Raw genomic sequence first — 487 nt, 5'->3', positions numbered from 1 at the left:
TCGGAGGGCTGATCGCGCTGATTCCGCCGGACGATGCACCAACGTCCTACGAGTACCGCAACGGTTTTCTCTACAAGCGTTGCCGAGGCGACGCGGTGTGGATCTATCGGCGCAACGCCGAAGGCGCCGTTACCGAAGCGGTCGATCCCGACGGCCAGGTCACGCATTACTACTACAACCTGCGCGGCCAATTGCTGTCGCTGCGTTATCCCGACAGCAGCCGCCACCGCTGGGTGTGGAACGAGCTCGGCCAGCTCATCGAAGAAACCCTGCCCGATGGCGGCGTGCGGCGTTTTTCCTACGATGCGCTGGGCCGGCGGATTACCACCCAAGACGAATTTGGTGTTGTCAGTCGTCAGCAGTGGGACGCGGCCGGCCGACTGATCCTGACGACTTCTCCTACGGGCAGCACGCGCGCCTACAGCCACGGCGCCTACGGCCAGATCACCGCCGAACGCGATGAACTCGGGCGCATCACCCGTTACGA

Annotated in this window: 1 pseudogene; it reads left to right on the top strand. The window is 63.7% G+C overall.

The annotated features are described in order from the left end of the window. Window positions 1-487: pseudogene (locus tag QMX86_RS28370) on the top strand (type IV secretion protein Rhs); the annotation flags it as partial.

This window comes from Pseudomonas sp. PS01270 (assembly GCF_029959775.1).
Taxonomy (GTDB): domain Bacteria; phylum Pseudomonadota; class Gammaproteobacteria; order Pseudomonadales; family Pseudomonadaceae; genus Aquipseudomonas; species Aquipseudomonas atacamensis.
This window is presented reverse-complemented; position numbering and strand designations above follow the sequence as displayed.